Annotated in this window: 24 protein-coding genes, 1 tRNA gene and 1 riboswitch; of the genes, 7 read left to right on the top strand and 18 right to left on the bottom strand. The window is 69.6% G+C overall.

Features of this window, described 5'->3' with window-relative positions:
• Window position 1 precedes the first annotated feature (1 nt).
• The 3 genes from ACIPSJ_RS00690 to ACIPSJ_RS00680 all read right to left on the bottom strand — a co-directional run bounded on the left by ACIPSJ_RS00690 (window position 2) and on the right by ACIPSJ_RS00680 (window position 1,192).
• The gene (locus ACIPSJ_RS00690; RefSeq protein ID WP_365692970.1) at window positions 2–325 is read right to left on the bottom strand and encodes an SMR family transporter; all 324 of its coding nucleotides are present in this window, start codon (window positions 323–325) and stop codon (window positions 2–4) included.
• Window positions 326–356: 31 nt separating this feature from the next.
• A riboswitch (guanidine-III (ykkC-III) riboswitch) is annotated at window positions 357–430 on the bottom strand.
• Window positions 431–483: 53 nt separating this feature from the next.
• The gene (locus ACIPSJ_RS00685; protein ID WP_076089203.1) at window positions 484–786 is read right to left on the bottom strand and encodes a co-chaperone GroES; all 303 of its coding nucleotides are present in this window, start codon (window positions 784–786) and stop codon (window positions 484–486) included.
• Between the two features lie 73 nt (window positions 787–859).
• On the bottom strand, window positions 860–1,192 hold the full coding sequence (locus tag ACIPSJ_RS00680; RefSeq protein ID WP_355711312.1) for a DUF3618 domain-containing protein: 333 nt from the start codon (window positions 1,190–1,192) through the stop codon (window positions 860–862).
• Window positions 1,193–1,288: 96 nt separating this feature from the next.
• Between ACIPSJ_RS00680 and bcp the strand changes: the two genes are divergently transcribed.
• Window positions 1,289–1,756 carry a thioredoxin-dependent thiol peroxidase gene (bcp, locus tag ACIPSJ_RS00675; protein ID WP_359215821.1) on the top strand — a complete coding sequence of 156 codons (468 nt, stop codon included), beginning with the start codon at window positions 1,289–1,291 and terminating at the stop codon, window positions 1,754–1,756.
• 39 nt (window positions 1,757–1,795) lie between these two features.
• Window positions 1,796–1,882: transfer RNA gene (locus tag ACIPSJ_RS00670), tRNA-Leu, on the top strand.
• 20 nt (window positions 1,883–1,902) lie between these two features.
• Here the strand turns inward: ACIPSJ_RS00670 and rdgB are convergent.
• The 4 genes from rdgB to ACIPSJ_RS00650 form a co-directional block, all read right to left on the bottom strand.
• Window positions 1,903–2,508 (bottom strand): RdgB/HAM1 family non-canonical purine NTP pyrophosphatase, encoded by a 606-nt coding sequence (rdgB, locus tag ACIPSJ_RS00665; protein WP_359215824.1) that lies wholly within the window; start codon window positions 2,506–2,508, stop codon window positions 1,903–1,905.
• A gap of 94 nt (window positions 2,509–2,602) precedes the next feature.
• Entirely contained in the window at window positions 2,603–3,007 is a 405-nt protein-coding gene (locus tag ACIPSJ_RS00660; protein ID WP_401342384.1) for a hypothetical protein, read from the bottom strand.
• 117 nt (window positions 3,008–3,124) lie between these two features.
• A complete protein-coding gene (gene rph / locus ACIPSJ_RS00655; protein ID WP_355711308.1) occupies window positions 3,125–3,865 on the bottom strand; it encodes a ribonuclease PH in 741 nt (246 codons plus the stop codon).
• Window positions 3,866–3,943: 78 nt separating this feature from the next.
• Window positions 3,944–4,177 carry a PTS glucose/sucrose transporter subunit IIB gene (locus tag ACIPSJ_RS00650; protein ID WP_359215832.1) on the bottom strand — a complete coding sequence of 78 codons (234 nt, stop codon included), beginning with the start codon at window positions 4,175–4,177 and terminating at the stop codon, window positions 3,944–3,946.
• 202 nt (window positions 4,178–4,379) lie between these two features.
• On the opposite strand from ACIPSJ_RS00650, the gene ACIPSJ_RS00645 reads away from it, so the two are divergent.
• Together ACIPSJ_RS00645 and ACIPSJ_RS00640 are read left to right on the top strand one after the other, a co-directional pair.
• Window positions 4,380–5,678, top strand: coding sequence for a PTS transporter subunit EIIC (locus ACIPSJ_RS00645; protein WP_401342382.1), 1,299 nt, complete (start codon window positions 4,380–4,382; stop codon window positions 5,676–5,678).
• A gap of 132 nt (window positions 5,679–5,810) precedes the next feature.
• Complete coding sequence (locus ACIPSJ_RS00640) at window positions 5,811–7,115, top strand: PTS transporter subunit EIIC (protein WP_401342381.1); 1,305 nt, start codon at window positions 5,811–5,813, stop codon at window positions 7,113–7,115.
• A 127-nt stretch (window positions 7,116–7,242) separates the two neighbouring features.
• On the opposite strand, the gene ACIPSJ_RS00635 is transcribed toward ACIPSJ_RS00640, so the two are convergent.
• Window positions 7,243–7,995 carry an MBL fold metallo-hydrolase gene (locus ACIPSJ_RS00635; protein ID WP_401342379.1) on the bottom strand — a complete coding sequence of 251 codons (753 nt, stop codon included), beginning with the start codon at window positions 7,993–7,995 and terminating at the stop codon, window positions 7,243–7,245.
• A gap of 237 nt (window positions 7,996–8,232) precedes the next feature.
• Here ACIPSJ_RS00635 and ACIPSJ_RS00630 point away from each other — a divergent pair, with 237 nt between their 5' ends.
• Window positions 8,233–8,691: a type II toxin-antitoxin system PemK/MazF family toxin gene (locus tag ACIPSJ_RS00630; RefSeq protein WP_355711303.1), complete on the top strand. Its 459-nt coding sequence runs from the start codon at window positions 8,233–8,235 to the stop codon at window positions 8,689–8,691.
• Window positions 8,692–8,694: 3 nt separating this feature from the next.
• On the opposite strand, the gene ACIPSJ_RS00625 is transcribed toward ACIPSJ_RS00630, so the two are convergent.
• The 9 genes from ACIPSJ_RS00625 to clpS form a co-directional block, all read right to left on the bottom strand.
• The gene (locus tag ACIPSJ_RS00625; protein ID WP_401342378.1) at window positions 8,695–9,195 is read right to left on the bottom strand and encodes a hypothetical protein; all 501 of its coding nucleotides are present in this window, start codon (window positions 9,193–9,195) and stop codon (window positions 8,695–8,697) included.
• A 122-nt stretch (window positions 9,196–9,317) separates the two neighbouring features.
• A complete protein-coding gene (locus ACIPSJ_RS00620; protein WP_401342377.1) occupies window positions 9,318–11,387 on the bottom strand; it encodes a putative Ig domain-containing protein in 2,070 nt (689 codons plus the stop codon).
• A gap of 246 nt (window positions 11,388–11,633) precedes the next feature.
• Window positions 11,634–12,584: a cysteine synthase gene (locus ACIPSJ_RS00615; protein ID WP_365693035.1), complete on the bottom strand. Its 951-nt coding sequence runs from the start codon at window positions 12,582–12,584 to the stop codon at window positions 11,634–11,636.
• Window positions 12,585–12,591: 7 nt separating this feature from the next.
• A complete protein-coding gene (locus ACIPSJ_RS00610; protein WP_089106666.1) occupies window positions 12,592–12,870 on the bottom strand; it encodes a MoaD/ThiS family protein in 279 nt (92 codons plus the stop codon).
• Window positions 12,871–12,957: 87 nt separating this feature from the next.
• Window positions 12,958–13,053, bottom strand: a complete 96-nt coding sequence (locus ACIPSJ_RS00605) for a putative leader peptide (RefSeq protein ID WP_355711299.1) — start codon at window positions 13,051–13,053, stop codon at window positions 12,958–12,960.
• 216 nt (window positions 13,054–13,269) lie between these two features.
• On the bottom strand, window positions 13,270–13,683 hold the full coding sequence (locus ACIPSJ_RS00600) for a Mov34/MPN/PAD-1 family protein (RefSeq protein ID WP_401342374.1): 414 nt from the start codon (window positions 13,681–13,683) through the stop codon (window positions 13,270–13,272).
• 133 nt (window positions 13,684–13,816) lie between these two features.
• Window positions 13,817–15,256, bottom strand: coding sequence for an amino acid permease (locus ACIPSJ_RS00595; RefSeq protein WP_401342372.1), 1,440 nt, complete (start codon window positions 15,254–15,256; stop codon window positions 13,817–13,819).
• A 333-nt stretch (window positions 15,257–15,589) separates the two neighbouring features.
• Complete coding sequence (locus ACIPSJ_RS00590; RefSeq protein ID WP_359226599.1) at window positions 15,590–16,195, bottom strand: DUF2017 domain-containing protein; 606 nt, start codon at window positions 16,193–16,195, stop codon at window positions 15,590–15,592.
• Between the two features lie 37 nt (window positions 16,196–16,232).
• Window positions 16,233–16,550, bottom strand: coding sequence for an ATP-dependent Clp protease adapter ClpS (clpS, locus tag ACIPSJ_RS00585; RefSeq protein ID WP_359226597.1), 318 nt, complete (start codon window positions 16,548–16,550; stop codon window positions 16,233–16,235).
• Between the two features lie 57 nt (window positions 16,551–16,607).
• On the opposite strand from clpS, the gene ACIPSJ_RS00580 reads away from it, so the two are divergent.
• Entirely contained in the window at window positions 16,608–17,954 is a 1,347-nt protein-coding gene (locus ACIPSJ_RS00580) for a nicotinate phosphoribosyltransferase (RefSeq protein WP_401342370.1), read from the top strand.
• 148 nt (window positions 17,955–18,102) lie between these two features.
• A complete protein-coding gene (locus ACIPSJ_RS00575) occupies window positions 18,103–18,687 on the top strand; it encodes an isochorismatase family protein (RefSeq protein WP_401342368.1) in 585 nt (194 codons plus the stop codon).
• Window positions 18,688–18,761: 74 nt separating this feature from the next.
• Here ACIPSJ_RS00575 and ACIPSJ_RS00570 read toward each other — a convergent pair whose 3' ends face one another.
• Window positions 18,762–19,091, bottom strand: coding sequence for a hypothetical protein (locus tag ACIPSJ_RS00570; RefSeq protein ID WP_355711293.1), 330 nt, complete (start codon window positions 19,089–19,091; stop codon window positions 18,762–18,764).
• Window positions 19,092–19,199 lie beyond the last annotated feature (108 nt).

Here is a 19,199-nt window from a genome sequence, read left to right as displayed (position 1 = left end):
GTCAGTGGCCGCTGGTCGCCTTGAGGCCCACCACGGCGACCAGCAGCAGGCACACGAAGAAGATCCGGGCGGCGGTGGCCGGCTCCCCGAGCACCGCCATTCCGTACACCGCCGCCCCGGCCGCGCCGATCCCCACCCACACGCCGTAGGCGGTACCGATGGGGAGGGTCTTCGCGGCGTAGGACAGCAGCAGCATGCTGGCGACGATCCCGCCGCCGGTGAGCAGGCTGGGGACGAGCCGGGTGAAACCGTCGGTGTACTTCATCCCCACCGACCAGCCGACCTCCAGCAGACCGGCGACGACCAGCAGAACCCAGGCAACCATGACGAGCACCTCCGAGAGACTCACGGAACGGGGTGCGTCGTCTTTGCCTTCACGGTCCCGGTACGGCGCGTCTCGTCGGGCTGGCTCCTTGGAAGGTAGCAAAGAAAACACAAAAAGGCCTGGTGACCGCAGTCACCAGGCCCTTCTCAGCCTCTGAATCAGAGATACAGGCCGGTCGAGTCCTCCGAGCCCTCGAACCGGTCGGCGGCCACCGCGTGCAGATCGCGCTCCCGCATCAGCACATACGCGACCCCCCGCACCTCGACCTCGGCACGGTCCTCCGGGTCGTACAGCACCCGGTCGCCGGGCTCCACCGTCCGCACGTTCTGCCCGACCGCGACCACCTCGGCCCAGGCCAGCCGCCGGCCGACCGCCGCCGTGGCCGGGATCAGGATCCCGCCGCCGGAACGCCGCTCGCCCTCACCGGTGTCCTGCTTGACCAGGACCCGGTCGTGCAGCATGCGGATGGGCAGCTTGTCGTGTTGGGTGTCGTTTCTGTTGGCGCTCACGCCTGTGAACCTACCCTGCCTCTGGTCAGCTCTTACGCCGCCGGGTACCGCTGAAGACCAGCAGCCCGACCACGCCCACGGCGACGAGGGCGACCGGCACCACGCGCTCCAGCCGCGGCGCGCCCTCCTCGTCCACGAACTGCGCCCTCACGTCACTCACGACCCGGTTGACCTGGACATAGGCCCTCCCGAGCGTGTGATCGACGTTGGCCGCGACCTTGGCCTTCGCATCGCCGACGATGGTCTTCGGATGCACCCGCACCCCGATCTCGTCCAGCGTCTCGGCCAGCACGTCGCGGCGGCGCTTGATGTCCGCCTCGATCTGCGCCGGGGTTCTGGTGTCCGACGTCTCCGCCACCGTAGGCCCTCCGAAGTCTGCCGTACTGCCTGTTCTGGACAGTCTGTCAGTTCTTGCCACCGTCGCCATGCCAGGACCCCCCGTTACGCTAGACCGATGAGCGAGCGACTCCAGCCCGGGGACGTGGCCCCCGACTTCACCCTCTCCGACGCCGACGGCAACGAGGTGTCCCTCTCCGCCCACAAGGGCCGGAAGGTCATCGTCTACTTCTACCCGGCCGCCCTCACGCCGGGCTGCACGAAGCAGGCGTGCGACTTCACGGACAACCTCGACCTGCTGGCGGGTGCGGGCTACGACGTCATCGGCATCTCCCCCGACGCCCCCGAGAAACTGGGCAAGTTCCGCGAGAAGGAGAACCTCCGGGTCACCCTGCTCGCGGACCCCGACAAGAAGGTCCTGGACGCGTACGGCGCGTTCGGCGAGAAGATGAACTACGGCAAGACCTATCTGGGCGTCATCCGTTCCACGGTCGTCGTGGACGAGGACGGCAAGGTGGAGCGCGCCCTCTACAACGTCCGCGCCACCGGCCACGTGGCCAAGATCATCAAGGATCTGGGCATCTGACCCGACTGCCCGGCCGCTAGCATGGCCGGGCAGCACCGCGCGGCCGTGGTGGAATTGGCAGTCACGCTGGGTTTAGGTCCCAGTGGGGTAACTCCCGTGAGGGTTCGAGTCCCTCCGGCCGCACCACTCTCCAGGCGCCCGGCTCTCTAGGCGCCCAGCAGCTCGCGCACCACCGGCACCAGCGCCCGGAACGCCTTGCCCCGGTGGCTGATCGCGTTCTTCTCGGCCGGGGTCAGCTCGGCGCAGGTCCTGCTCTCCCCCTCCGGCTGGAGGATCGGGTCGTAGCCGAAGCCGTTCGTGCCGGACGGGGTGTGCCGCAGGACGCCCCGCAGTTGCCCCTCCACCACGCGCTCGGTGCCGTCGGGCAGCGCCAGGGCCGCCGCGCAGGCGAAGTGGGCGGCGCGGTGTCCGTCGGCGATGTCGGAGAGCTGGGCGAGGAGCAGGTCCAGGTTGGCCCGGTCGTCGCCGTGGCGGCCGGCCCAGCGGGCGGAGAAGATGCCGGGGGCGCCGCCCAGGACGTCCACGCAGAGGCCCGAGTCGTCGGCGACCGCCGGGAGACCGGTGGCCTGTGCGAGGGCGTGGGCCTTGAGGAGCGCGTTCTCGGCGAAGGTGACGCCCGTTTCCTTGACGTCGGGGATGTCGGGGTAGGCGTCCGCGCCGACCAGTTCGTGGGGCAGCCCGGCCCCGGCGAGGATCGCGTGCAGTTCGGTGATCTTCCCGGCGTTGCGGGTGGCGAGGATCAGGCGGGTCATGGGGACCAGTATCCCGGCAGTGCCGGGGCCCCCGCGCCGGGTCCCGTCGGCGAGGGGGCCGGCGCGGGGGTCGGCGCGGGGGCTGGTGAGGGTGCTACGGCTTGCAGACCTTCGTCAGTTCCCCGGCCGCGTCCGTGACCCCGCTGATGTCCGGGGTGTTGTCGCCGTTCTGGACGGCGGTCTGGACCTTGGTCAGGGCCTCGCGCATGTCCTGGGTCGCCTTGTCCAGGTCGGCGTTGTCCGTCTTGCTGTCGATCTTGTCGAGGTCGTTCCCGATGGACGTGATGGCGTCGTCGATCTGGGTCGGGTCGTTCGACGCGTTCTCCACGGCCTGCTGGAGGCGGGTGACGCTGTCGGCGATGGTGTCGGCGGTCTGCACGCAGTCCAGTGCCTTGTCGACCGCGTCGCAGCCGCTGAGCAGGACCGCGGTGAGTGCGGTGGTCGCGGCCACGGCGGCGATGGCGGTGTGACGACGGCCTCGGCGTCGGCTGGCGGCCATGATGGTGTTCCTCCCCGTTGTCAGACTGGCCGGGCGCACGGTTGTACACGCCGTGCGCCCGTACCCATACGGACGCGGGGCCGGCCGCCCGGGTTGCCTCGGCTTTTTTGGTTCCCTTTACTTTTCCGCGGCGGCGGTCTCCAGCGCCGCGCGCTGGATGGCGGCGAGGTCGGTGCAGCCGTTCACCGCGAGGTCGAGCAGGGCGTTGAGCTCGTCGCGGGCGAAGGGCTCGGCCTCGGCGGTGCCCTGGACCTCGACGAAGCGGCCGTCGCCGGTGCAGACGACGTTCATGTCGGTGTCCGCCTTGACGTCCTCCTCGTAGCAGAGGTCGAGGAGCGGGACGCCGCCCACGATGCCGACGGAGACGGCGGAGACGGTGCCGGTCAGGGGCTGGCGACCGGCCCTGATGAGCTTGCGCTCCTTCGCCCAGGTGACGGCGTCGGCGAGCGCGACGTACGCGCCGGTGATCGCGGCGGTACGGGTGCCGCCGTCGGCCTGCAGGACGTCGCAGTCGAGGACGACGGTGTTCTCGCCGAGGGCCTTGTAGTCGATGACGGCGCGCAGCGAGCGGCCGATCAGGCGGGAGATCTCGTGGGTGCGGCCGCCGATCCTGCCCTTGACGGACTCGCGGTCGCCGCGGGTGTTGGTGGCGCGGGGAAGCATGGCGTACTCCGCGGTGACCCAGCCCTCGCCGCTGCCCTTGCGCCAGCGGGGGACGCCTTCGGTGACGGAGGCGGTGCAGAAGACCTTGGTGTCGCCGAAGGAGACGAGGACGGAGCCCTCGGCGTGCTTGCTCCAGCCGCGTTCGATGGTGACCGGGCGGAGTTGTTCGGGGGTGCGGCCGTCGATTCGAGACATGGCCATGAGCCTATCGGGAGCGACGGAAGGGGCTCCTCCCGAGGCGGGAGGAGCCCCTTCGCCGGTGCGCCCGAGGGCTCACATCATGTCTTCGATCTCCGCGGCGAGCGGGTCGGCGTCGGTGCCGATGACGACCTGGATGGCGGTGCCCATCTTGACGACGCCGTGGGCGCCGGCGGCCTTCAGGGCGGCGTCGTCGACCAGCGAGGCGTCGTGCACCTCGGTGCGCAGCCGGGTGATGCAGCCCTCGATCTCGTCGATGTTGTCGATTCCGCCGAGGCCGGCGACGATCTTCTCAGCCTTGCTGGCCATGTTCCTTCTCCCTGATCCGAACCGCTTTGTCGCAGTAACCCACAGTTGGCCCAACTTTGCGAGCGGTCGTGCCGCGTGTGCCGAATGATGGCGAGCACCGCGGCGGAACCGTCTGCCGACTGGTCTACACCAGCTGGTGGGCGGTCGACAAACCCCCGCGGCCGACCCCGCGGTGGAGCCGAGCGGCCCGGAGGACGCGCCCATGAGTGCCGAGAGCGCCGACAGCACGGTCAGTCCCGGGCGGGAGCGGTGGCAGACCCTGTTCCAGGGGCTGCAGAAGATGGGCCGGAGTCTGCAGCTGCCGATCGCGGTGCTGCCGGCGGCGGGGATCCTCAACCGGCTGGGCCAGCCCGACGTCTTCGGCGACCAGGGGCTCGGCTGGACGGATGTCTCCCAGGTGATGAAGGGCGCGGGCGGCGCGCTGCTCGACGGTTCGATCGGGCTGCCGCTGCTGTTCTGCGTCGGGGTCGCGATCGGGATGGCGAAGAAGGCGGACGGTTCGACGGCGCTGGCGGCGGTGGCGGGGTTCCTCGTCTACTACGGGGTGCTGCACCAGTTCCCGCAGGACTGTCCGGGCGGATCGAAGACCCTGCCGGGGATCGGCTGCCAGGTGCGCGACGGGTCGGTGTCGACGTTCACGTTCCAGAACCCCGGGGTCTTCGGCGGGATCGCGCTGGGGCTGCTGACGGCCTACTTCTGGGCGCGGTTCCACCGCACCCGGCTGGTCGACTGGCTCGGCTTCTTCAACGGCCGCCGGCTCGTGCCGATCATCATGTCGTTCGTCGCGATCGTCTTCGCGGTGCTGTGCCTGTGGGTGTGGCCGCCGGTCGGGGACGGACTGGAGAGTTTCAGCCACTGGCTGCGGGACGCGGGCGCGTGGGGCGCCGGGGTGTTCGGGGTCGCGAACCGGGCGCTGCTGGTCATCGGGCTGCACCAGTTCCTGAACGTGCCCATCTGGTTCCAGTTCGGCAGCTACACCACGCCCGAGGGCCAGACCGTGCACGGCGACATCAACATGTTCCTGGCGGGCGACCCGGACGCCGGCCAGTTCACCTCGGGCTTCTTCCCGATCATGATGTTCGCGCTGCCGGCCGCGGCGCTGGCCATCACGCACTGCGCCAAGCCGCACCGGCGCAAGGAGATCGGCGGTCTGATGCTGTCGGTGGCGCTGACCTCGTTCGTGACGGGCATCACCGAGCCGCTCGAGTACTCCTTCCTCTTCATCGCCCCCCTCCTCTACGCGGTGCACGCGCTGCTCACGGGCGTGTCGATGGCGGTGACCTGGGGGCTGGGCGTGCACGACGGCTTCAGTTTCTCGGCCGGGCTCATCGACTACGTCATCAACTGGAACCTGGCGACGCGGCCTTGGGCCATCGTCCCGATCGGCCTGTGCTTCGCGGCCGTCTACTACGTGATCTTCCGCTTCGCCATCACGAGGTTCGATCTGAAGACCCCGGGCCGGGAGCCGGAGGACGAGGTGGAGGACGTCACCAAGGCTTAAGCGGACGGTTGCCGTCCGGCGCACAAAGCGTAGTTCTCCGGTTGCGGAACTGACGGGTTCCTTATAACGCCCCCATCGTGTACAACAGGTCTACACCACTGAGTGGTGTAGACCACCACCGATGGAGGACGTATGACAACCGCCACCACAACGGCGGCTCCCACAAAGAAGTGGGGATCCGGTCTGTTCCAGGGCCTGCAGAAGGTCGGCCGCAGCCTCCAGCTCCCGATCGCCGTGCTCCCGGCCGCTGGGCTCCTGATGCGCCTCGGCCAGCCTGACGTCCAGGCGAAGCTCCATCTTCCGACCGACGTCGCGAAGGTCTTCGCCGGCGCCGGCGGCATCCTCTTCGACGGCTCGTTCGGGCTGCCGCTGCTGTTCTGCATAGGGGTGGCCATTGGCTTCGCCAAGAAGGCCGACGGCTCGACGGCGCTCGCGGCCCTGGTCAGCTTCCTCACCTACTACGCAGTGATCCACCAGTTCCCGATCAAGGACGGACACGACGGGGCCACCTACACGTCGGTCGCCCCCTTCGGCGGTTTCTGGCAGAAGGGGCACGAGGCCGCGACGGCCGCGACCTTCCAGAACCCGGGCGTACTCGGCGGCATCATCATCGGCCTGCTGACCGCCGTGCTGTGGCAGCGCTACCACCGCAAGAAGCTCGTGGACTGGCTCGGCTTCTTCAACGGCCGCCGGCTGGTGCCCATCATCATGGCCGTCGTCGGCGCGGTCCTCGGTGTCCTGGTCGTCCTCGGCTGGCAGCCCATCGGTGACGTCATCACCAGCTTCGGCGAATGGATGACCGGGCTCGGTGCCTTCGGCGCGGCGCTCTTCGGTCTCATCAACCGCGCGCTGATCCCCATCGGCATGCACCAGTTCGTCAACTCCGTGGCCTGGTTCCAGATCGGCGACTACACCAACTCCGCCGGCACCGTCTTCCACGGCGACCTGCCGCGCTTCTTCGCCGGCGACCCAAGCGCCGGTATGTTCATGACCGGCTTCTTCCCGATCATGATGTTCGGTCTGCCCGCCGCCGCCCTCGCCATCGCGCACACTGCCCGGCCCGAGCGCCGCCAAGCCGTGATGGGCATGATGATGTCGCTGGCGCTGACCTCGTTCGTCACGGGTGTGACCGAGCCCATCGAGTTCTCGTTCATGTTCATCGCCCCGCTGCTGTACGCGATCCACGCCGTGCTCACCGCGCTGTCGATGGCCGTGACCTGGGCCCTGGGCATGCACATGGGCTTCAGCTTCTCCGCCGGTCTGACCGACGTGTTCATCAACTGGGGTATCTCCACCAAGCCCTGGTTGCTGATCCCCGTCGGCCTCGCCTTCGGCGCGATCTACTACTTCGTCTTCCGCTTCGCCATCATCCGCTTCAACCTCCCCACCCCGGGCCGTGAGCCCGAGGAGGAGGTCGAGGACCTCACGAAGGCGTGAGGCTCCTCCCGTGACGTACATGACGAAGGCCCCCCGCAGCCCGGCGGCTGCGGGGGGCCTTCGTCGTGTACGTACAGGCCCCACGCGGCGGAGCCGCACATCCGCTACAGCCCTGTAAGTACGGCGGTCAGATCTCGTACGTCACCCTCGGCGCCGCGAGGTCGACCGGGCCGTCGAAGACCTCGCGGGCGTCGGCGAGGTTGACGGCGGGGTCGGTCCACGGCGGGATGTGGGTGAGGAGGAGCCGGCGGGCGCCGGCGCGGGCGGCCGTCTCACCGGCCTCGCGGCCGTTGAGGTGGAGGTCCGGGATGTTCTCCTTGCCGTGCGTGAAGGCGGCCTCGCACAGGAACAGGTCGGTGTCCCGGGCCAGGTCTTCGAGCGCGTCCGTGACCCCGGTGTCGCCCGAGTACGTCAGGGACTTCCCGGCGTGTTCGACGCGGATGCCGTACGCCTCCACGGGGTGGCGGACCCGCTCGGTGTGGACCGTGAAGGGCCCGAGGTCGAACGTGGACGGCTTGACCGTGTGGAAGTCGAAGACCTCGCTCATCGAGGAGGCGGTGGGGGTGTCGGCGTAGGCCGTGGTGAGGCGGTGTTCGGTGCCCTCGGGGCCGTAGACCGGGATCGGGGGGCACGGGCCGCCGTCGTGGCGGTAGTAGCGCGCCACGAAGTAGGCGCACATGTCGATGCAGTGGTCGGCGTGCAGATGGCTCAGGAAGATCGCGTCGAGGTCGTAGAGACCGCAGTGGCGCTGCAGCTCGCCCAGGGCGCCGTTGCCCATGTCGAGGAGCAGCCGGAAGCCGTCGACCTCTACGAGGTAGCTCGAGCAGGCCGATTCCGCGGACGGGAACGACCCCGAGCAGCCGACGACGGTGAGCTTCATGAAGCAGAAACCTCCGTTGGCGGAAACCCAGATGCGCTGGGAACTGGAGTCGGGAAAAAGGGCATGACGGGGGTCGTGCGGTTTGTCGAGCGTAAGGCGCAAAAGGGCCGGTCGCTCCTCCGCCAGGGGCCGTTGTGGGCGAACTCACCTGTGGTGTCACCGGTTCGGCTGGACCGGGGGCGCAGGAGGATTGCGCAAGGGCGCGCGGCGATTATCTCGCGCCGGTAACGTCGTCGTATGGACACGTCATGGTGGCTCGCGCTCGCGGCAGTCGTCCTGCTGGCGCTGGTCGCCACGCTCGTGGACGGGTGGGGCAGGGGGCACCGTCCGCGCGGGCACCGGACGCGTCCGCCGGGGCATCCGCGCGCCACGCGTGAGCAGGTCGGACGGCCCCATCCGGGGGACATCTGGTGGGCCAACGTGCCCTACGAGGACGGTCCCGGCGCCAAGGACCGGCCCTGTCTGGTGCTGGCGGTGCGCGGGAACCGGGCCACCGTCGCCAAGATCACCAGCAAGTACCACGACGAGCGGGCCGGGGTGATCCCGCTGCCGCCGGGCTCGGTCGGGGACGCCCAGGGCCGGCCGAGCTTCCTGGAGACGGACGAGCTGCGCGAACTCGCGGTGTGGGACTTCCGGCGCCGGGTGGGCGTGGTCGACCCGGTGCTGTGGGACCAGGTGCGGCACCTGGCCGGCTGACGGTCAGCTCACCCGTACGGTGACGTGCCACTCCTCGATCGCCTTGCAGGAGACCTGGCCGGGCGCGGTGGGCTGGGCGCACAGCGGGCGGGAGGAGCTGAGGGTGGCGGTGCCCGCGGCGACCGCGTCGTAGGCGGCGGAGGCGTCGCCCGGCTGGAGCACGATCCCGGAGTTCGTGGCCTTCAGCGCGGAGCCGGTGGCGGTGACGGCCTTCCAGGGGCGCTGCCTGCTGCCGTCGAGGCCGAGCCGGAGCTGTCCGCCGACCGCCAGGCAGACGGTACGGCCGTTGTCGGCGGCGGTGAGCTCACCGGTACCGCTGACACAGCCGGTGGAGGCACTGGGCGAGGCCGTGCCGGGCGAGGACGCGCTGGGCGAGGACGCGCTCGGCGAGGGGGACACCGCGCCGCTGCCCTTGTCGCCGCTCCCGCTCTGCGAGCCGCAGCCCGCCAGCAGCAGGAGCGTGGCCGCAGCGAGCGACGCGCGGTGGAACGTCGTACGGCGCATGGGGTGTCCGCCTTTCCGTCGGGGAACGGACCCTTGGTGCCGATGTGACGTATCCCCGGGTCGTACGGATCCCGCACCCGGACGGCTTCCGGGGGCGGGATCCGGTCACTTCGCGAGGCGGGTCAGCCGGTCGTGACGGCGGTGTCGTCGACGACGAAGCTGGTCTGCAGCGAGGAGTCCTCGACACCGCTGAACTTCAGGGTGACGGTGGAGCCCGCGTAGGACCCGAGGCTGAAGGACTTCTGCACGTAGCCGGAGGCCGCGTTGAGGTTGGAGTACGTGGCCAGGGTGGTCGAACCGGCGGTCACCGTCAGCTTGTCGTACTGGGTGCTGGTGGTGGTCTCGGCGGTGTCGATGTGCAGGTAGAACGTGAAGGTGGTGTTGGTGCAGCCGCTCGGGATCGTCACCGACTGGGACAGCGTGTCGGTGTGGGTCGATCCGTAGCCGTCGAGCCAGGCGTAGTAGGAACCGCCGTGCGCCGACTCGCTGCTGGAGTTGGTGATGACGCCGCTGGACGCGGTCCAGGTGGTGTTGCCGGACTCGAAGCCGTTGTTGCCCAGCAGCTGGGACGAGGTGCAGGTGCCGCTGGAGGAGCCGACGGTCCAGGTGAAGGAGGCCGAGCCGGAGGCGCCGGTGGAGTCGGTCGCGGTGACGGTGGTGCTGTAGGTGCCCGCGGTGGACGCCGTACCGGAGATCAGACCGGTCGAGCTGGAGATGGACAGGCCGGTGGGCAGGCCGCTCGCGCTGTAGGTCAGGGTGGCGCTGGCGCTGTCGGTCGCCGAGATCTGGAGGCTGACCGAGGAGCCGGTGGTGGTGGACTGGCTGCCCGGGTTGGTGACGGTCACCGTGTTGCCGGTGCTGGTGCCGGAGGTGAAGGCGGTGGTGCCGTTCGGGGTGCCCCAGCCGGTCGGGCCGTCGTAGCCGGTCTCGGCGGTGCAGAAGTAGGCGGTCGAGCAGGAGCCGTTGTTGCCGCTGGTGACGTCGTACAGGTTGCTGGTGTGCGAGTACGGGTACTTCGCCGGGTAGTCGCTGGAGCCCGGGGTGCCCGCGAGGGCGTAGACGCCGGCGATGATCGGCGAGGAGGCACTCGTACCGCCGTAGACCGCCCAGCCGGAGCCGCCGTAGGTGTCGTAGACCGCCACGCCGGTGGCCGGGTCGGCGACCGCGGAGACGTCGGACTCCATGCGCTTGGTGCAGCCGGTGTCGGTCTGCCAGCTCGGCTTCGCGTCGTAGGAGGAGCAGCCGGAGCCGGTGCCCTCGGAGGAGCTGGTCTTCCACACGGACTCGGTCCAGCCGCGGGTGGAGGAGGAGGTGGAGAGCGCGGTGCCGCCGACGGCGGTCACGTACTGGGAGGTCGCCGGGTATTCGGCGCCGTAGTCCTCGTCACCGGCGGAGACGGTGATCGCGACACCCGGGTGCTTGAAGTACGAGGTGTCCTCGCTGGTCTGCGAGGAGGACTCGGAGCCGCCCCAGCTGTTGGAGACGAACTTGGCGCCGAGCGCGACGGCCTCGTTCTCGGCGGTGCCGAGGTCGGAGTCGGTGGCCGAGCTGGCCTCGACGAGGATGATGTTGCAGTTCGGGCAGACCGCGCTGACCATGTCGATGTCGAGCGCTTCCTCGCCGGCCCAGCCGGAGTCGTTCGTCGGCAGCGAGGTGGTCGAACCGGTCTGGCTGACCTGCTTGAAGCAGCCGTTGGCGACCGTGCACGCCGACAGGCCGTACTGGGAACGGTAAGTGGCCAGGTCGGAGGCCGCGTTGGGGTCGTTGTAGGCGTCGACCACGGCAACGGTCAGACCGGAGCCGCCCGTTGAGGGCAGGTTGTAGGCGCTGTGCAGGTTGGTCGGGCTCAGGCCGGAGGGGGCGGCCGCGAGCGCCGAGGACAGCTGCTGCTTGATGTCGGTGCGGCGCTGCGCGAAGCAGTTGACCTCACCGGGCTTGGAGACGGTGGCGCACAGATGCTTGGTCGGCACCTTCTGGCCGGCCTTGCCGGTGCTGTGCACGGCCTGCCGGGCCGGGTCGGTGAGCGCCTTGGAGTTCTGGGTGACCCGGGAGGTCTGCGCGGTGTGGGCGGTCTGCGCCGCGGCGGTCTGCGCCTGCGCGGTCGGTGCCGCGACGAATCCGGAGACGGTGAGGGCGAGGGCGGGGAAGGCGAAGGCAATGAGTCTTCGCAGGCTCCGTCGTGATTCACGCATGGGGTACTGCCTCCATCAGTGGGGTTACAAGGCAGGCCCGTGACGCGCGTAGCGGCGGCAGAGTGCGCGCAGTCATGAGCATGACATTCCGAACACCCTGCGACGCCGAGGTGCGTGGCATGACAGGACGGTGCAGAACCTAACGGGATCCGGTCGCGGACGGCTCCCCCGGACGAAGATCTTTGCCCCGGCATAGAGAGCGCTTAGCCCCCTCATAGGAGGGGGTTGGCGCGTACATGATGAGGACTATGCCCAGAGCTGACCCTGGAGGGTCGCGATGGCTTCCTCGGTGGTGGCGGCGGTGTAGACGCCCGTCGACAGGTACTTCCAGCCGCCGTCGGCGACCACGAACACGATGTCCGCGCTCTCCCCGGCCTGAACGGCCTTCTTCCCCACGCCGATCGCGGCGTGCAGCGCGGCGCCGGTGGAGATGCCCGCGAAGATGCCCTCCTGCTGCAGCAGCTCCCGGGTCCTGGTCACGGCGTCCGCCGAGCCGACCGAGTAGCGGGTGGTGAGCACGGAGGCGTCGTAGAGCTCGGGCACGAAGCCCTCGTCGAGGTTGCGCAGCCCGTAGACCAGGTCGTCGTACCGCGGCTCGGCGGCGACGATCTTCACGTCCGGCTTCTGCTCACGCAGGTACCGGCCGACGCCCATGAGCGTGCCGGTGGTGCCGAGCCCGGCGACGAAGTGCGTGACCGACGGCAGGTCGGCGAGGATCTCCGGACCGGTCGTCGCGTAGTGCGCGCCCGCGTTGTCCGGGTTGCCGTACTGGTAGAGCATCACCCAGTCGGGGTGCTCGGCGGAGAGCTCCTTGGCCACGCGCACGGCGGTGTTGGAACCGCCGGCGGCCGGGCTGGAGATGATCTCCGCGCCCCACATGCCCAGCAGGTCCCGGCGCTCCTGCGAGGTGTTCTCGGGCATCACGCAGACCATGCGGTAGCCCTTGAGCTTGGCCGCCATCGCGAGCGAGATGCCGGTGTTGCCGGAGGTCGGCTCCAGGATGGTGCAGCCCGGGGTGAGCCGGCCGTCCTTCTCCGCCTGCTCGATCATGTGCAGGGCCGGGCGGTCCTTGACCGAGCCGGTCGGGTTGCGGTCCTCCAGCTTCGCCCAGATCCGGACGTCGGCGGACGGCGAGAGCCGCGGCAGGCACACCAGGGGGGTGTTGCCCACCGCGGCCAACGGGGAGTCGTAGCGCATGCCGATCTCAGGCCATGCCACCGGCGACCGCCGGCAGGATCGTCACGGTGTCGCCGTCGGTGAGCTTGGTGTTGATGCCGTCGACGAAACGGACGTCCTCGTCGTTCAGGTACACGTTGACGAAGCGGCGCAGCTTGCCGTCGTCCACGATGCGGGCGTGGATGCCGGCGTGCCGGGTCTCGAGGTCGTTGAAGAGGTCGGCGATGGTGTCACCGCTGCCCTCCACCGCCTTCTGACCGTCGGTGTACTGGCGGAGGATGGTCGGGATGCGGACCTCGATGGCCATGGTTGCGGGCTCCTGTCGGGAAGTCTGGGTGGTTGGGCGCGCACAGCAGCACGCCGCGGCTCATGGCCGTACGGCGGCAGGGAAACGTCAACAGATGGCGCTGTTCAGCCTGCACAGGTCGACGTGCAGCCGCGCCACGAGCATGCTGCCCGGCGCCTTCTCGCTCACGTCGTTCAGAACCATGGGGTCATCGTATCGATTCCCGGCCGATGTCCTGGAGTGTGATCCCACATACCGGACGGATTCTGACCGAACTTTGAGACATGGCTGGAGGCAGCCGACGTAAGGGGCGCGGGGAACTGCGCGACCAGCCCCCACCGGCCCGCAGGTGCCCACCGGCCGGTCCGGCACCGCCGAAATCCACCGCCGTGGCTGAGCGCCGCCGCGGCGGAGAAGATTTCAGACCACCCTGACCTCCTCCTCCGTCACGTCGCCGTCCACGATGCGGTACGAGCGGAACTGGAAGTCGCCGAGGCCGTCGGTGTCGGCCGTCGAGACGAGGACGTAGTGGGCGCCGGGCTCGTTGGCGTAGGAGATGTCCGTCCGGGACGGGTACGCCTCCGTCGCCGTGTGGGAGTGGTAGATGACCACCGGCTCCTCGTCGCGGTCGTCCAGCTCGCGGTAGAGCTTCAGCAGGTCGCCGGAGTCGAACTCGTAGAACGTGGGGGACATCGCCGCGTTCAGCATCGGGATGAACCGCTCGGGGCGGTCCGAGCCCGCCGGGCCCGCGACGACGCCGCACGCCTCGTCGGGGTGGTCCTTGCGCGCGTGGGCGACGATCTGGTCGACGAGGGCCTGGGTGATGGTCAGCATGTTCGCCAGGATAAGCAAAGGGCCGCCCCGTACCGGTGGGTGGTACGGGACGGCCCGGATGCCGGACGCCCTGAGCGGCTGCCGCGGGGGGCGCCACGAGTGCTCCCCGCGGCGGGCGTCCCGGAGGGGTTGGTCAGTTCGCCTTCTCCAGCGGCGCCGTATCGTGCCGCGCGGCGACCTCGGGGTTGCGGTTCTTCAGGACCAGCCAGCCGACGCCGAGCGCGGCGGCCCAGCCGGCCATCACGTAGAGGCAGACGCGGGAGTCGGCGTCGTAGGCGATCAGGCAGGTCACGAAGAGCAGGAACACGATGGCGATCCAGCTGCACACCGCGCCGCCCGGGGCCGGGAAGGAGGAGGCCGGCAGCCGGCCCGCCTCGACCGCGCGGCGGTACAGCACGTGGCTGATCAGGATCATCAGCCAGGTCCAGATGCCGGCCGCGGTGGCGACGGAGGTGACGTAGCCGAAGGCCTTCTCCGGGACGACGTAGTTGAGGACCACGCCGATGCCCATGAAGAGGACCGAGACGGTGATGCCGAACGCCGGGGTCTTCGACGCGGACAGCCTGCGGAAGACGGCCGGGGCCTCGCCGCTGTCGGCGAGGGTGCGCAGCATGCGGCCCGTGGAGTACATGCCGGAGTTGCAGGAGGAGAGGGCCGCGGTGAGGACGACGAAGTTGACGATGCCGGCGCCGGCCGGGATGCCGATCTTCGCGAAGGCCGCGACGAAGGGCGAGACGCCCGGGGCGAACTCGGTCCACTTCACGACGCAGAGGATCACCGTGAGCGCGCCGACGTAGAAGAGGGCGATGCGCCAGGGCAGGGTGTTGATCGCCTTGGGGAGGGTCTTCTCGGGGTTCTCCGACTCGCCGGCGGTGACGCCGACCAGCTCGACCGCGAGGTAGGCGAACATGACGCCCTGCAGGGTCATCAGGGAGGAGCCGACGCCCTTGGGGAAGAAGCCGTCGAACTGGTAGAGGTTCGCGACCGAGGCGGTGTCGCCGGCGCTGCTGAAGCCGAAGGTCAGGACGCCCAGGCCGATCACGATCATGCCGATCAGGGCGGTGACCTTGACCATGGAGAACCAGAACTCCAGCTCTCCGAACACCTTCACGGAGATCAGGTTGACCCCGAAGAGGATCACCAGGAAGACCAGCGCGGTCACCCACTGGGGGACGGAGGGGAACCAGTAGTTGACGTAGATCGCGGCGGCCGTCAGTTCGGCCATGCCGGTGACGACCCACATCAGCCAGTACGTCCAGCCGGTGAAGTAGCCGAAGAACGGGCCGAGGAACTCCCGGGAGTACTCGGCGAAGGAGCCGGAGACCGGACGGTAGAGCAGCAGCTCGCCGAGGGCCCGCATGATGAAGAAGACGATGGCGCCGGCGAGGGCGTACATCAGGATGAGGCTGGGTCCGGCCTTGGCGATGTTCGCCCCGGCACCCAGGAAGAGCCCGACGCCGATGGCGCCGCCGATCGCGATCATCTGGACCTGGCGGCTGCCGAGCCCGCGCTCGTACCCCTCTTCAGAGGCGCCGGAAGTCTTCTCCGGTGTGTCGACCTGAGCGGAGGTCATGTGTGGTGTGCGCCTTTCTCCATGCCGAACCGGGCCTCTCGTCGGCCTCGGATCGGGTTTCGATCCCCCCGGATGATGGAGCGGTGCCGTGCCGGTGGTGGCCGGCCTGGTGGCGCACCCGGTCGTACACATGGGTGGTGTGTTCGCCGGGCGGTCGTGAAGATTTATCACGCCCGCAACACTGATCACCGGGGTCCGCCGAGGGCGATTGTGGCGCACACCACCGGAAGAAGCGGACAAAGCGCGACCGAGACGGACATATACGGCCGCATCGGTGACAGGATCGTTATCCGGATTTGAGCGTTCTCTGAGCGAACGGAAAATCAGGGCAGATTACGGCATAAGGGTCGCTACCAGGGTCTCCTGGAGGCCGCCGAGCCACAGATAGGCCATCACCATCGGCTTGCGCGGGTCCTCGTCCGGGAGCCGGTAGAGCAGGTCGGTGTCGTCCTCGTCGGTGATGTCGAGCCGGGAGCCGATGGCCAGGCGCAGGTCGTTGAGGGCGCCGAGCCACTGCCGGGACTCCTCCTGGGACAGCTTGAGGACCGCGCCGGACTTCTCCACGGGGGCCAGGGCGTCCAGGGAGCGGATCACCGCCAGGGCGCTCTCCCGCTTGCCGGCCCGCAGGTCGTTCTCGGTGTAGCGGCGGAACTCGGCCGAGTGGTCCCGCTGCTCCGCCGCCGCCTGCTCCGAGTCCGGGAGCTTCTCCGGGTCGCAGTAGGCGTCCGGGAAGAGCCGGCGCAGCACCGGGTCGCTGGGCGCCTCGCTCGGGCCCTCCGCGAACAGCTCGGCGAGCGGATCGCCGGAGGCGTCCTCGGCGGGACCGGGGCCGATGAGCTCCAGGAGCTGGACGGCCAGCGTCCGGATGATCGAGATCTCTACGTCGTCGAGGGCGACGGCCGCGCCGCCGCCGGGGAGCGGTTCGAAGATTCCTGGCATGGAGGGGGTTCGCTGCTTCCGGTCCTGGTCGAGGAGGCTATTTCCGGTCCTGCTGGAGGGTGGCCCACAGTCCGTAGCCGTGCATCGCCTGCACGTCGCGCTCCATCTCCTCGCGGGTACCGCTGGAGACGACCGCCCGGCCCTTGTGGTGCACGTCCAGCATGAGCTTGTGGGCCTTGTCCTTGGGATAGCCGAAGTACGTCTGGAAGACGTACGTCACATAGCTCATCAGGTTGACCGGGTCGTTGTGCACGAGCGTGATCCACGGGACGTCGGGCTCGGGTACGGCGAAGGTCTCCTCCGCCGATTCGGTGCGTTCGATCTCTACGGGAGCGGGTGACGTCACATGGCCCATGCTGCCACGGCCGCCAAAAATCGTCACACTGACGAAATGGGGGTAGCATCTGTTGCCATGAACACTGCGGACCTTGGGCTGCCGGTGGATGTTCCGTCGACGGCGCTCTTCACCGACCAGTACGAGCTGACGATGCTGCAGGCCGCACTGAAGGCGGGTACGGCCGAGCGGCGGAGCGTCTTCGAGGTCTTCACCCGGCGGCTGCCGGAGGGGCGCCGCTACGGCGTCGTGGCGGGCACCGGACGCGTCCTGGACGCGGTCGAGAACTTCCGGTTCGACGACGACGTCCTCGGCTTCCTGGCGGAGCGGTCCATCGTCGACGGGCCGACCCTGGAGTGGCTGGCCGGGTACCGCTTCAGCGGGGACGTCTGGGGCTACCCCGAGGGCGAGGTCTACTTCCCGGGGTCGCCGATCGTACGGGTGGAGGGCTCCTTCGCCGAGTGCGTGCTCCTGGAGACCGTGATCCTCTCGATCCTCAACCACGACTCGGCGATCGCGGCCGCCGCCTCCCGGATGTCCTCGGCCGCCGGGGCCCGCCCGCTGATCGAGATGGGCGCCCGCCGCACCCATGAGCTGGCCGCCGTGGCCGCCTCCCGCGCCGCCTACGTCGGCGGCTTCGCCACCACCTCCGACCTCGCCGCCGGCTTCCGCTACGGCATCCCGACGGTGGGGACGAGCGCCCACGCCTTCACCCTGCTCCACGACCACGAGCGGGACGCCTTCCGGGCCCAGGTGGACTCGCTCGGCCGGGGCACCACCCTGCTGGTGGACACCTACGACGTCGCCGAGGCGGTCCGGACGGCCGTGGAGGTGGCCGGGCCGGAGCTGGGCGCGGTCCGCATCGACTCCGGCGACCTGCTGCTCGTCGCCCACCGGGTGCGCCAGCAACTGGACGAGCTGGGCGCCGTGAACACCCGGATCATCGTCACCTCGGACCTCGACGAGTACGCCATCGCCTCGCTGGCCGCCGCCCCCGTGGACGCGTACGGCGTCGGCACCCAGCTGGTCACCGGCTCCGGGCACCCCACCTGCTCCATGGTCTACAAGCTGGTCGCCCGCGCCGAGTCCGCCGACCCGAAGGCGCCGCTGGTGCCGGTGGCGAAGAAGTCGTCGGGCGGCAAGACGTCCGTCGGCGGCCGCAAGTGGGCGGCGCGGCGGCTGGACGCCGACGGGGTGGCGGAGGCCGAGGTCGTCGGTACCGGCGAGGTCCCGGCCGGCCTGGTCGACCAGCAGCTCCTGATCGAACTGGTGAAGTCCGGGGAGGTCGTCGCCCGCGAGCCCCTGGACGCGGCCCGTGGGCGGCACGCGGCGGCCCGGGCCAATCTGCCCCTCTCCGCGACCCAGCTCTCCCGTGGGGAACCGGTCATTCCGACGGAGTACGTACGGGGGCGCTCGGGTAGCTAGAGCGGGTGCCCGCGTACGCGCCCCGCAAAGCCCCCTCCCCTACGCCCCCGTAAGTCTCTACGCTCGGAGGTTCAGGCCGGGCCCGCACCCCTCTTTTCCGCGTCTCCCCCGTCGACGGACCCGATACCGAAAGCGAAGGACACCGACCATGCGCCGCGCCTTGATCGTCGTTGATGTGCAGAACGACTTCTGCGAGGGGGGCAGCCTCGCGGTGGCCGGAGGTGCCGATGTGGCCGCCGCGATCACGGAGCTGATCGGGCAGGCCCCGGCCGGCTACCGCCACGTGGTGGCGACCCGCGACCACCACACCGCGCCGGGCGGCCATTTCGCCGACAACCCCGACTACGTCCACAGCTGGCCGGCGCACTGTGTCGCAGGCACGGAGGGGGTGGGCTTCCATCCCAACTTCGCCCCGGCGGTCGCCTCCGGCGCGGTGGACGCGGTGTTCAGCAAGGGCGCGTACGCGGCGGCGTACAGCGGCTTCGAGGGCACCGACGAGAACGGGGTCGGGCTCGGCGAGTGGCTGCGCGAGCGGAAGATCGACGAGGTGGACGTCGTCGGCATCGCGACCGACCACTGCGTGCGGGCCACCGCCCTGGACGCCGTGCACGAGGGCTTCCGCACACAGGTGCTCCTCGCCCTCACGGCGGGCGTCGCCGAGGAGACGACGGAACGCGCGCTGGAGGAGCTGCGGGCAGCGGGCGTGGAACTCACCGGGAAGCCGGTGGTCTGACACTTGCTTCGGTAGTGGGCGGCTGCGGGTCGGTGGGGGCTGGTCGCGCAGGCCCCCGCGCCGCTTGCGGGGCGCTATGCGGCCGTGGGTCTTCGGAGGAGGGATCTGATCGGTCTCCAGAGTTCGGTGGCGGTGACACCGTTGTCAGGGGCCGTTCTCCATATGAGGCCGTCGGGGTGGTGGAGGACGGCTGTGATCTCGTCCGGGGTGGGTGGGGCGGCGTTGCCGCGCAGGTAGACGGCGCGCATGCCCAGGTTGCGGAGCCTCGTCAGGGCCCGGGCGCGGTTGTGGGCGTGGACGAGTACGCGGACGGCGGAGCAGCCGTCCGCGGTGGCGGGGCTGGGCAGGTTCAGCGCCACCACCACCCTGCCGTTCGGCAGCTTGCAGAAGCCTCCTGCGGCCATGCGGTCACACCCCCGTGCGTCTCGGTGTCAATAAGAAAGCCACAGGACGCACCTAAACACGATCGGCGGCGACCCGCCAAGGGGGTCACCGCCGAAACGTGTCTGACC

This window comes from Streptomyces sp. NPDC090088 (assembly GCF_044747345.1).
In the GTDB taxonomy this organism is placed as follows: domain Bacteria; phylum Actinomycetota; class Actinomycetes; order Streptomycetales; family Streptomycetaceae; genus Streptomyces.
The sequence above is the reverse complement of the archived record's forward strand: the minus strand, read 5'-3'. Positions and strand labels throughout refer to the sequence as shown.

Bases quoted from the DNA above. Each gene is read 5' to 3' on its own strand.
- ACIPSJ_RS00690 (WP_365692970.1), bottom strand. From the start codon at position 325: ATGGTTGCCTGGGTTCTGCTGGTCGTCGCCGGTCTGCTGGAGGTCGGC.
- ACIPSJ_RS00685 (WP_076089203.1), bottom strand. From the start codon at position 786: ATGCTGCACGACCGGGTCCTGGTCAAGCAGGACACCGGTGAGGGCGAG.
- bcp (WP_359215821.1), top strand. From the start codon at position 1,289: ATGAGCGAGCGACTCCAGCCCGGGGACGTGGCCCCCGACTTCACCCTC.
- rdgB (WP_359215824.1), bottom strand. From the start codon at position 2,508: ATGACCCGCCTGATCCTCGCCACCCGCAACGCCGGGAAGATCACCGAA.
- ACIPSJ_RS00660 (WP_401342384.1), bottom strand. From the start codon at position 3,007: ATGGCCGCCAGCCGACGCCGAGGCCGTCGTCACACCGCCATCGCCGCC.
- rph (WP_355711308.1), bottom strand. From the start codon at position 3,865: ATGTCTCGAATCGACGGCCGCACCCCCGAACAACTCCGCCCGGTCACC.
- ACIPSJ_RS00650 (WP_359215832.1), bottom strand. From the start codon at position 4,177: ATGGCCAGCAAGGCTGAGAAGATCGTCGCCGGCCTCGGCGGAATCGAC.
- ACIPSJ_RS00645 (WP_401342382.1), top strand. From the start codon at position 4,380: ATGAGTGCCGAGAGCGCCGACAGCACGGTCAGTCCCGGGCGGGAGCGG.
- ACIPSJ_RS00640 (WP_401342381.1), top strand. From the start codon at position 5,811: ATGACAACCGCCACCACAACGGCGGCTCCCACAAAGAAGTGGGGATCC.
- ACIPSJ_RS00635 (WP_401342379.1), bottom strand. From the start codon at position 7,995: ATGAAGCTCACCGTCGTCGGCTGCTCGGGGTCGTTCCCGTCCGCGGAA.
- ACIPSJ_RS00630 (WP_355711303.1), top strand. From the start codon at position 8,233: ATGGACACGTCATGGTGGCTCGCGCTCGCGGCAGTCGTCCTGCTGGCG.
- ACIPSJ_RS00625 (WP_401342378.1), bottom strand. From the start codon at position 9,195: ATGCGCCGTACGACGTTCCACCGCGCGTCGCTCGCTGCGGCCACGCTC.
- ACIPSJ_RS00620 (WP_401342377.1), bottom strand. From the start codon at position 11,387: ATGCGTGAATCACGACGGAGCCTGCGAAGACTCATTGCCTTCGCCTTC.
- ACIPSJ_RS00615 (WP_365693035.1), bottom strand. From the start codon at position 12,584: ATGCGCTACGACTCCCCGTTGGCCGCGGTGGGCAACACCCCCCTGGTG.
- ACIPSJ_RS00610 (WP_089106666.1), bottom strand. From the start codon at position 12,870: ATGGCCATCGAGGTCCGCATCCCGACCATCCTCCGCCAGTACACCGAC.
- ACIPSJ_RS00605 (WP_355711299.1), bottom strand. From the start codon at position 13,053: ATGGTTCTGAACGACGTGAGCGAGAAGGCGCCGGGCAGCATGCTCGTG.
- ACIPSJ_RS00600 (WP_401342374.1), bottom strand. From the start codon at position 13,683: ATGCTGACCATCACCCAGGCCCTCGTCGACCAGATCGTCGCCCACGCG.
- ACIPSJ_RS00595 (WP_401342372.1), bottom strand. From the start codon at position 15,256: ATGACCTCCGCTCAGGTCGACACACCGGAGAAGACTTCCGGCGCCTCT.
- ACIPSJ_RS00590 (WP_359226599.1), bottom strand. From the start codon at position 16,195: ATGCCAGGAATCTTCGAACCGCTCCCCGGCGGCGGCGCGGCCGTCGCC.
- clpS (WP_359226597.1), bottom strand. From the start codon at position 16,550: ATGGGCCATGTGACGTCACCCGCTCCCGTAGAGATCGAACGCACCGAA.
- ACIPSJ_RS00580 (WP_401342370.1), top strand. From the start codon at position 16,608: ATGAACACTGCGGACCTTGGGCTGCCGGTGGATGTTCCGTCGACGGCG.
- ACIPSJ_RS00575 (WP_401342368.1), top strand. From the start codon at position 18,103: ATGCGCCGCGCCTTGATCGTCGTTGATGTGCAGAACGACTTCTGCGAG.
- ACIPSJ_RS00570 (WP_355711293.1), bottom strand. From the start codon at position 19,091: ATGGCCGCAGGAGGCTTCTGCAAGCTGCCGAACGGCAGGGTGGTGGTG.